This window comes from Pedobacter sp., assembly GCF_035566355.1.
Classification (GTDB): domain Bacteria; phylum Bacteroidota; class Bacteroidia; order Sphingobacteriales; family Sphingobacteriaceae; genus Pedobacter.
The window spans coordinates 1-3629 of sequence record NZ_DATMRL010000301.1; the positions used below are offsets into that span (position 1 = coordinate 1).

A 3629-nucleotide genomic window follows, 5' to 3' on the forward strand; every position below is an offset into this window, starting at 1 on the left:
CTCTCATCTACATACGATTCGCCTTCACGGATAGTACCATCCACAGGGATTTTTTCTCCTGGTTTTACTAATAACAAATCACCAACTTTTACTTGTGCAATGGGAATTTCCATAATATGCCCACCCTCATGAATGATAGCAACAGTTTTTGGTTGTAAGCCTATCAGTTTTTTTATGGCGGATGAAGTATTGGCTTTCGCTTTTTCTTCTAATAATTTCCCCAGTAAAATAAATGCAATTACAACAGAAGCCGCTTCAAAATATACGTGCGCCTGTAAACCTCTGTTCTCCCAAAATATAGGGAAAACAGTATTGAAGGCACTGAAAAAATAAGCAATACCTGTACTGAGTGCAACCAATGTATCCATGTTTGCAGAGCGATGTCTGGCTTGTTTCCACGCATTGATAAAAAACTGCCGGCCCAACCATATTACAACAGGTGTTGCCAAAGCCCATAAAATAAAATTGGCATAAAGGATATTCATAAAGAACATCCCAATGATTACCTGAGGCACAGATAGAATGATTGCCCAAAATGTGCGCTTACGCAATTGGCTTAAATGTTCCTGTCGTATGTTTTCCAATTCTTCTTTCGCTCCATCCGTTTCATCAATTACCAAATCATAGCCTATTCCCTGCACTGCCAGTTTCATATCTTTTGGTTCAATGATAGTTGGAATATATTCTACAAGTACACTATTGGCTGCAAGGTTTACTGTTGCCTGTACAACGCCTTGCTCTGAGTTCAGGATGGATTCAACACTTACAGCGCAGGAGGCACAACTCATGCCCGTAACCGGAAATTGTTTTTTTATCGTTGCCACATCATAGCCCGACTCGCGTATTGATTGCACAGCTTTTTTTATAGTTTCTGAATCGATATCAGTTTCTATTACGGCTTGCTGGTTATTCAACTCCACATGATGCTTTTGTATGCCTTTTACTTTTGCAAGGCTTTTATCTACAATAAGCGCGCAATGTTCGCTATCTACCCCAATTAATGGTATATCGAAATGATTATTGTCGGAACTCATACTTAATCTCTTTTATTAATTAAGCAAAGTTCCGTTAACAGAGAGCATAACTGTTACAGGATTTTGTAAAAGAGTTGTATTTAATTGCAGGCTAAATTTTATCGAGGGCTTTGCGTATGCCCCCCACTTTCTTAAAATCACTCGGGGTAAGGCCGGTTATTTTTTTAAATTGAGCAGACAAATGAGCCACGCTACTGTAACCCAATTTCCAGGCGATTTCACTAAGCGTAAATTCATTATAAGCCAGCCATTCTTTTACCTTCTCAATCTTTTGCAGAATAAAAAATTGCTCAATGGTAGTGCTTTCTACTTCTGAAAAGAGACGGGTAATATTTATATAATCTTTCTTCAGGGATTTAGAAAGAAATTCGCTGATGCTGAAATGTTCTGGTATTTCACCTTGCTGAACTTTTTGAATAAGAAGGTTTTTAACAACTTCAATTTGTTTCTGCTTCTGATCATCCAATAATTCAAATCCTAATTCCTTCAATCGGGAATTAAATTGTTCTGATTGTTTTGAAGTTAAAGGTTTTTCTAATTCCACTTCACCAAGCGCAACTTCTTTTGGATGCACATGGAGTTTTTCTAATTCTTGTTTTACTGCCCGGATACAACGATCACAGACCATATTTTTTATATATAGCTTACTCATAAACCAATATTATAAATTTAAGCGCGTAATCAGAATTTGCTGGTTATTATAATTCTAAAAAAGCAGTATGAATTTTATTTTCATTTTCCCAAAGGCAAATGATATGTTCCTTGTTTATTGCTTTAACGATAATCAACCCCGGACTTCCCTTTACAATCTTTTCTGTACTCTTCAATTTTGACACCTGCTTCTTTTCCTAAAGTTTCGTAAATATATTTTGTAACTGCCTCGTATACCCGTCAATTCATATTGAATGTTTCTATCTCAAATGTCAGCAATTTAATTTTAAAACAAGCATAGTTCAAATGAGCGCTTCAGGACTGTTGATTTTTTAATTTATCGTATTTATTCAAAAAGGCCATTTACGTCCAGGTACGTGTGGCGGTGACTCCCCGGGGAAAAAGAACTTTGGTACTATATTAGCGGTAACTGAACGTTTGTTTCTCAGTTGAGTCTCGCCTCAGCGACTAGCACATTGTCTAATCGCGAAGACGGAGATTCACCCTGGAAACGAATAAATCACTAACAATTAAAATCAACCAGCGATGAGAAAATTAAAATTACACATGAACCTGTCCTTAGACGCATATGTTGCACGACCAAATGGAGAACTGGACTGGATGACCTGGGATGAAGATGACAAACTCTATGAGTTTATCAATTCCCTTATTGATTCTTCAGACACCATTCTACTTGGCAGGAAAATGACGGACGGCTTTGTAAATTATTGGGAGAATGTTGTAAACAACAAACCTGCCAGCCCTGAATTTTCACTTGCAAAAAAAATGGTTGACACTCCAAAAGTTGTTTTCACCAAAACACTTGACAAGTCAACCTGGAACAACACTACTTTGGCAAAAGGAAATCTTGCAGAAGAGATTGCCAACTTAAAAAAACAAAACGGTAAAGACATTATTGTTTATGGCGGTGCAGGTTTTGTTTCATCACTAATAAAAGAAGGACTTATTGACGAGTATCATCTTTTTCTAAATCCAACAGCTATCGGTAACGGCATGACTATTTTTAAATCACTTGACAGAACGCAGAAATTTTCAGTTATACAATCAAGATTCTATTTTTGTGGCATAACTGTTTTGAGTTGCAAACCAAAAAATGATTAACAGAACAATACAAGGGGGACACCAATGGTCAGCGTAGCACGAACGCATAACATAAGATTAAAAGAAATAAAAAATGGCAAATAATTTCGCACACGAAACAAAATTTCATAGTCATGAAAAAATTAATACTGTTTTTATCAATCATTTCTGCATCAGGACTCTTGATGATAACCATTTACAATCTTGTAGTTGATTCCAAAAGTTGGGGAGCTGATATTCCGGCCTCTATTCAAACTGCAAGAAATTATTATAATCAGGTTGACCCAAGAAATTTCTTTGCAATCATTGCTCCCATTAATCAGTTTCTAATCCTGCTTACAATAATTTTATTTTGGAAAGATTCAATTTCATTACGTCTTTATTTCTCCATCTCATTTTTACTGTATGCAATTATTGCCATTTTAACTTTCATCTATTTTGTTCCCCGTGATATTATAATTTTCACTTCTCTAATTGAGGGACATACTGAACAAATAAAAGCGGCTTTATCACAATGGAAAGACATGAATTGGATTCGTTCGTTCCTTGGATTAGCCGGCATTTTGTTTACATTTAAAGGCCTCGACACTTTTTACAAAATTCAGCAGTCGAAGAGTAAAGAGTTAGTCAAATAAAAAAAGACATGTATGAAAGCACGAACCGCTAACATTGGTATTGCGAAAAACAAAACGGAAATGCTGAAAACCGAATAAAGTAAGCATAAAAAAACAGTATTCTATTCCTTCACTTTGGTTCATTAAATACGTCTCAATATTTATTTCTGACTATAATGCATCGAATAGTTGAGCTAATAATTTTAGGAAATTGCATTAAGAAAAAATA

General features: G+C 35.7%; 4 protein-coding genes. 2 read left to right on the forward strand and 2 right to left on the reverse strand.

From position 1 onward, the window contains the following. Positions 1-1034 (reverse strand): cation-translocating P-type ATPase (locus tag VNZ46_RS11935; protein WP_325560361.1); only part of this gene is annotated, 1034 nt, incomplete at its 3' end. Between the two features lie 91 nt (positions 1035-1125). Continuing rightward, on the reverse strand, positions 1126-1686 hold the full coding sequence (locus VNZ46_RS11940; protein ID WP_325560362.1) for an AraC family transcriptional regulator: 561 nt from the start codon (positions 1684-1686) through the stop codon (positions 1126-1128). Between the two features lie 545 nt (positions 1687-2231). On the opposite strand from VNZ46_RS11940, the gene VNZ46_RS11945 reads away from it, so the two are divergent. Both VNZ46_RS11945 and VNZ46_RS11950 read left to right on the forward strand, forming a co-directional pair. Further along, a complete protein-coding gene (locus VNZ46_RS11945; protein ID WP_325560363.1) occupies positions 2232-2807 on the forward strand; it encodes a dihydrofolate reductase family protein in 576 nt (191 codons plus the stop codon). A gap of 113 nt (positions 2808-2920) precedes the next feature. After that, complete coding sequence (locus VNZ46_RS11950) at positions 2921-3421, forward strand: DUF1772 domain-containing protein (protein ID WP_325560364.1); 501 nt, start codon at positions 2921-2923, stop codon at positions 3419-3421. Positions 3422-3629: the final 208 nt, after the last annotated feature.

Coding starts and splice junctions, on each gene's coding strand:
- VNZ46_RS11940 (WP_325560362.1), bottom strand. CDS start 1,686: ATGAGTAAGCTATATATAAAAAATATGGTCTGTGATCGTTGTATCCGG.
- VNZ46_RS11945 (WP_325560363.1), top strand. CDS start 2,232: ATGAGAAAATTAAAATTACACATGAACCTGTCCTTAGACGCATATGTT.
- VNZ46_RS11950 (WP_325560364.1), top strand. CDS start 2,921: ATGAAAAAATTAATACTGTTTTTATCAATCATTTCTGCATCAGGACTC.